The 6,000-nt window shown below is 36.9% G+C and carries 4 protein-coding genes; 1 reads left to right on the plus strand and 3 read right to left on the minus strand.

The window, feature by feature from the left end:
* Positions 1–160: 160 nt before the first annotated feature.
* A complete protein-coding gene (locus ORQ98_RS19235) occupies positions 161–1,237 on the plus strand; it encodes a DUF1570 domain-containing protein (protein ID WP_274690440.1) in 1,077 nt (358 codons plus the stop codon).
* Between the two features lie 61 nt (positions 1,238–1,298).
* On the opposite strand, the gene ORQ98_RS19240 is transcribed toward ORQ98_RS19235, so the two are convergent.
* The 3 genes from ORQ98_RS19240 to ORQ98_RS19250 all read right to left on the minus strand — a co-directional run bounded on the left by ORQ98_RS19240 (position 1,299) and on the right by ORQ98_RS19250 (position 5,677).
* Complete coding sequence (locus ORQ98_RS19240) at positions 1,299–2,747, minus strand: hypothetical protein (protein ID WP_274690441.1); 1,449 nt, start codon at positions 2,745–2,747, stop codon at positions 1,299–1,301.
* Between the two features lie 614 nt (positions 2,748–3,361).
* Positions 3,362–4,552 carry a hypothetical protein gene (locus ORQ98_RS19245; protein WP_274690442.1) on the minus strand — a complete coding sequence of 397 codons (1,191 nt, stop codon included), beginning with the start codon at positions 4,550–4,552 and terminating at the stop codon, positions 3,362–3,364.
* A gap of 465 nt (positions 4,553–5,017) precedes the next feature.
* Positions 5,018–5,677: a peroxiredoxin gene (locus ORQ98_RS19250; RefSeq protein ID WP_274690443.1), complete on the minus strand. Its 660-nt coding sequence runs from the start codon at positions 5,675–5,677 to the stop codon at positions 5,018–5,020.
* Between the last annotated feature and the right edge of the window lie 323 nt (positions 5,678–6,000).

Consider the following 6,000-nt stretch of genomic DNA (forward strand, 5'->3'; position numbering starts at 1 on the left):
ACTAAACCTTTATAGCTCTTTTAGATATAATATTACAGATAATTGGGTAATAGCCTAATAGTTATACTATTTTATTAATTTGACTTTGATAGATGCATTAATGACACGTACAAGATTCTGGTTGGTTTTCCTGTTTATTATTGTTTCCTTAGGAGCTGTTATGTGGCAGAGGGCCACTGAAGAGCAGCGTCGTCAGTTGTTAGCTCAAATTGGTATTCAGTTACCAAATAACAAGATAAGCTACCAACCAATACAAAAAATACCTAGCTCAGAAGTAAAGCCTATTCCAAAAACAGTTATTGATGTAGAAGGGTGGCAAATGGGCGACTACCAATGCGCTCCTACCACTCGTGAAATAACTGAAATAGAGCCTACTAGCCGTATTTATAAATGGGTTGATCAGCAAGGCAAAGTACATTTTACTGATAAGGCACCCCAGCAGCAGAGAGTTGCAGATTTATCTCAAAAGTATACGAAAAAGGCACAGTATTTTCGGTTGACAGTAGAACAGCAAGGCGACAGTTTGCCTAATTGGATGAAAGATAAACTGACAGCTGATACCCAAAAAATATTTCATATTATGACAAGAAATATGCCTTTAGCTGATTTGCGTCAGGTAACATTAACAATCAAGGTATTTGACCAGCTGGACCAGTTTAGCCGTTATCGGTCAGAAGTGGCGCCCACATTAAAAACCAATAGTGGTTTTTACAACCCAAGACTTAATGTGGCTGCGGTCATGCGCCAACGAAACGATCAAACTACCTATGCTGTTGCCCGTCATGAGGCCACCCACGTTATTATTGCAGGACTTTTTGGCTTTATCCCTAGTTGGTTTACTGAAGGGCTAGCTGAGTACTTTGAACAAATGGAGCTTTTAGGGCAGTTAGCTATTATTAAACCAAATAGGGGCTGGCTACGCTTATTAACTAGGCAGCAGCAGCAAAATCAGTTAATGAGTCTTAATCAGTATTTAAGTTTTTCAGGCAGGACGTGGTATGAGCAAGATTTAGCTACTATGTATGCTACAGCCTGGTCGATAGTTTATTTTCTGATGGAACGGCCCGACACTCAGCTAGTTTTGAGTAAATATATGAAAGCTCTAAGCGAAAATAAATGCAAAACAATAGATGCAAAAATATTTTTTGAAGAAAATTATCCTGGTGGCCTTAAGGCTCTTGACCAACAATGGCAATACTGGTTGGGTTCCGTTAGTATTGCTGCTCATCGTTACTAAAAATGCTTAAATAGCATATCTTACATAGGAAGTGTTGTAGGGTATGCTGATTTTGTGAAAGCTATTTTAGTTCCTGTAATAGCTTTTCAAAAGTCTTATATTCATTTGTTTTAAATAGGGTGAGTTCTTTACCCAAGAAAGTAGGATGCTTTTTCAGTAAGTCTAAGCAGTTAGTTAATTCTGCTGCTACCAGTATGCGTGTATATTGTTTATTTTTGATTTGTTCAAACTGTTGCGGAACATATCGCAATTTATTAAGTGTATGATCTATTTGTTGCTTAACATTTTTTATTCTATCATTTTCTGACTGGGGAGTATTCAAAATCCAGCCTTTCAGTCTATGCCATAAACTGGGATTAGTATTATCCAGAGCTAGTTTTGCTTGCTGAAAGGCAGTTAATGCATCAGCTTTTACAAAAGGTACTTTGTGTTCATCAGTAATAACTTCTTGGAATGCATCTAAGCGACTCTTTAAAGATTGCAGCCTGCGCTCAGACTCTTTGTACTCATCATCAAGATTTTTGTTTAGTTTTAGCCAGTTATCTAGTGTTTTCTCATCTGCATTTGGGCTGAGAGATATGTTGATACAGTTTTTAGCTATTGGGCACTCTAGACTTTTAATAGGAGATAAGTGGTTTTGTTGAAAACGAAAAAAGTGAAATAATTTATTATTGATTGACACAAAATAATCATGTTCTGTTGCTTTATTTAAAATTTTATCTCTTTTTGTTTGAATTAATTTAAGTTGGTCATTTAGCTGCTCAAGTAATTTTTGACGATCATCTTGCTTTCTTTGTAGGTTAACAATTTTGTCAGTCTGAGGTGCTTGCTTGGTAATATTCTCAATTTGGGTTATAGTTCTTGCTTCAATCTTACCAAGAAAACTTATCGTCACATATTGATTTAATGTACCTTGCTTATTAGCTACAGCATCATGAATAGTACGGTAAAACGAGCTGGTTTTATTGTGTCTATGTCCTTCTAATAGTTGATTAAGTAACTTGGCTAATGATGTAGGGTTATTTAGTGGGTTATCGTTTAAACGTTCTGAGCAGCAAGTTATTTCATCTTTGTCATTAAACTTGAAATAAGTTCCTAAATTAGCATTAGGTGAATTTTTGCCTATGAAATAGTTTTGTAGAGTATCATGGTGTTTGCTACTACTTTTGGCATAAATGGTAAAAGCGCTAATGAGTTCGCTTTCAATTTCATGTACATGTGTTTGGGGTATCTGAATTGTTTGAGTTGATAGGGGGAGGGTTGTTAGTGTAGCAGGCTTAAGCTTATTGAGCAGGCTGGTATTATTAGAGGGTAATTTAGTAAGAGGATTAAACCGTTTTGCTTGATTAAACAACCAATTAAATTTGTTTGGCTTGAGTTGTGTTACAGCTAGCTTAGTGTCACCAAGATGAAGGGTTCCTCCTGGGGATTGATTGACTGGAGTTGAACTAGTGGGTGATTGTTGGCTAGTTGTACTACCAGATATTCTAGAAATGCCATTATCAGGCATGACACGTTCCCTTACTAAGATATTACTAGTCAATGAATATTATAAAGGAGCCTCTAACATGGATTTTTAGAGACACCTTAAAAGCTGATCACTCGATATAGATACTGGAAAATTAAAGCACTATTTTAGATACCCTTAACCCATAGGAACTTCAAGGCTTATTGGAAAGATAAAGCCTTGAATGTTCTATACCCATTCACGAATGATTTCAGGGTTTATTGCCATCATCTCTTACCCCAATCACCTATTATTTCTAGGTTTATAGGGAGAAATTACTACTGGAGCTTATCGCTCATCCCTAAAAACCATTCGTATTGGTTATATCTCTGATGAAATGCTCAGATAGAATAGTGCTTTCCCTGCTTAGCTTCAATTAGTGAGTGACTATTTGGTCACATCTTAAAAATACATAATCATTCGAGCATACTTTATTAAAATTCGTTGTTTTTTTATAAATAAAGAGAAGGCTCTACAGAAAGTAAAGTTTAGAGTTCGTTTATGACGGTTGCATGGGAAGGGAAGATCGAAGAGGTGGCGCTAAATTTGACTGTTAATACAAATGTCTGCCAATTTTATTTTTTAAATTTGGCAGACATTTATTTGGTCAAAGTCAATTAAATAACATCAGCTGCTAGTATTAACATTTGTTTCACTTGTTGGGTGATAGCTGACTGTTTGGTTTTACTAAACTTGCTTACTCGAGGGGTATGAATATGACCGACAGATAATAATGGCTGATAACGATTACGTAGTCGAATGCTACGATATGAAATCTCATTGGATAAATAACCGCCACCCGAACCTTCCACTGATGTCATGTTGGTAAGCTCTATTAAGCTGTTAGGGAAGCGAACTCCCTGGGTAGTAATGACTTTATGATTGTCATTGATTTGATATGTGCCCGTTGCTTTTTTCATCACCCTAACTGGCAAGCTAAACTCCACAAACTCTGGCCCATCTAGCAAGGAGCCTTTAAGTAAAGGAACGAGTGGATTAGCTGCTGATGCTCCAGTATAAATATTCAGGTTATCAGGCGCTTGGGCTGATCGCCGTAATCCTGGGAATCGCTCCAGATCAAAATTAGATCTGCCCATACTAATGGTTGCAACCATATCAACCAGTGGGTTAGCAATATAAGGTGTGAGAAGGGTTTCTACCATACCGCGATCAAAGTCTTCAAATCTTACGGGTAAAATAAAAGCTTCAATGGCAACTTGTTGTCCATTTACAGTCATTTGTTTGCCATCTAGCGTAAGTGCTATAGAACCAGAGGGGTTGCTTTGTTCGATGTTATAATCAAGGAAAAAAGGGTCAAAGCCAGTAATTAATATTCTTAGTCGATCACTGGGCTTAAAGTTGACGTCTAATTGGCCGCGAGAGGCAAGCTCATACTGCCAAAAAAGAGACTCTTGCTGACTTGTGGTTAAATTTAAGATTTTTGCCTGTTGACGTATAATTTTACTGATTGAAAGCCTTGCCCAATAAAGGGGGCGGTCATCTTTAACTGAACCGCCTGATTTATTTGCAATTTGCCATAATTGCTGGCCAGAGTTTTTTGCAAGTTTGACTAAGTGTTTATAATTTTCAATTGACTGTATATCCCTATTAACCTGATTAATCAATGATTGATGAGGAGCTAATAGTGCTGGTGAGTTGGCTTGAATGATAGGAAGCCGTTGTTCTTCTATAGTTGGGCTAATAGCAGTGTAGGGAGAGTTCTCTATATTAAGTGAGCTTTGGTTGCTGTAAGCCATTGGAGCTAACAAGCTTAATCCTGTTAAGAGAGTGGAAATAAACCCCTTCATTTTGGACATCCTTATCTATTATTTTATTTGTAATGCCTGTTTTTAGGGCATATGTCAGTTTTTAACTGATATTGGCCTTTATTTAATCAGTTTGTAGTACTGGTTATTTTTCTGAATCTAAATTTATATTCAAACTTATAATAAAAAAATACCATAAAAGAGATGCAGTAGTGAAATTTATATTATCTGTTTTAGGCACTTTGTGTTTTTTGATAGTTTTTTTGCTTTTTCGTTGAAGTTATCTATCACCTGGAAATGACTAAGTGCCTAAGGTAGATAAAGATTTTTTGTCAAATTGTCCATTTGTTGGCTCATAACTCAGCTACTAATAACACCCACCCTGGGTTAAAAATAGTTGTGGTAGGTATATTAATTATTAGAGGTAATCTAGTGAGAAACAGGTTTGTTTCATGCTTAAATATATATGAAACAAACCTGTCTTTTATACTCACATCGAAGTGTATATTACTGTGGCTGCGGTACTAAGCGAATATAAGGCTTTGGTGCCTTCCAGCCATTTGGAAACTGTTTTTTAGCTTCATCATCTGATACAGCAGGCACAATAATGACATCTTCTCCCTGCTTCCAGTTAACTGGCGTTGCCACTTTATGCTTGGCTGTTAGTTGTACTGAATCTAACACTCGTAGTACTTCATCAAAATTACGTCCGGTACTCATAGGATAAGTGATCATTAGCTTGATAGCTTTGTCTGGCCCGATAATAAATACTGATCTAACAGTTGCATTATCTGCTGCAGAGCGTTCTTTTGCTTTGCCACTCGCATTGGGGTGAATCATGCTAAATAGTTTAGCCACATTTAGGTCAGTATCGCCAATTAAAGGGTAATTGAGAGCGTGGCCTTGTGTTTCTTCAATATCTTTTGCCCATTCATGATGATCTTGAACAGAGTCAATGCTAAGGCCAATAACCTTACAGTTGCGCTTTTCAAACTCTGGCTTCATTTTGGCCATGTAGCCAAGTTCGGTAGTACACACTGGAGTGAAATCTTTTGGGTGTGAAAACAGCATAACCCAGCTGTCGCCTATCCACTCATGAAAGTTAATAGCCCCTTCAGTCGTTTCAGCAGTAAAGTCTGGTACTTGATCACCAATCTGTAATGGCATGATATACCCTCCAAAGTTGGTTATATAGAAATTAATTAGCTTCGACAGTGTAGCAGAGCCCGTCGAGCTCCCCCGGTTATTTCTGTAGTTTGATGAAATATTCGGTTAAGGAGTTTTGTTAAACATCCTTTTGAGCAAGTTTGTCAAACAGGTGATTTATAAGCAATAGTTATGATGGTTGTTGTAGTGAATAAGTTCATTTAATCCTCTAATACCAATCATGGTAAATAATCTGTAAAATACCTGGTCACAGTATTTCACTTAATTTGACTAGGAATTTAATAATGGCAAGGATTGCTTCTATTCCAGATGAATTGTATGAC

The sequence above is a fragment of the Spartinivicinus poritis genome (assembly GCF_028858535.1).
GTDB classification, from domain to species: Bacteria; Pseudomonadota; Gammaproteobacteria; order Pseudomonadales; family Zooshikellaceae; genus Spartinivicinus; species Spartinivicinus poritis.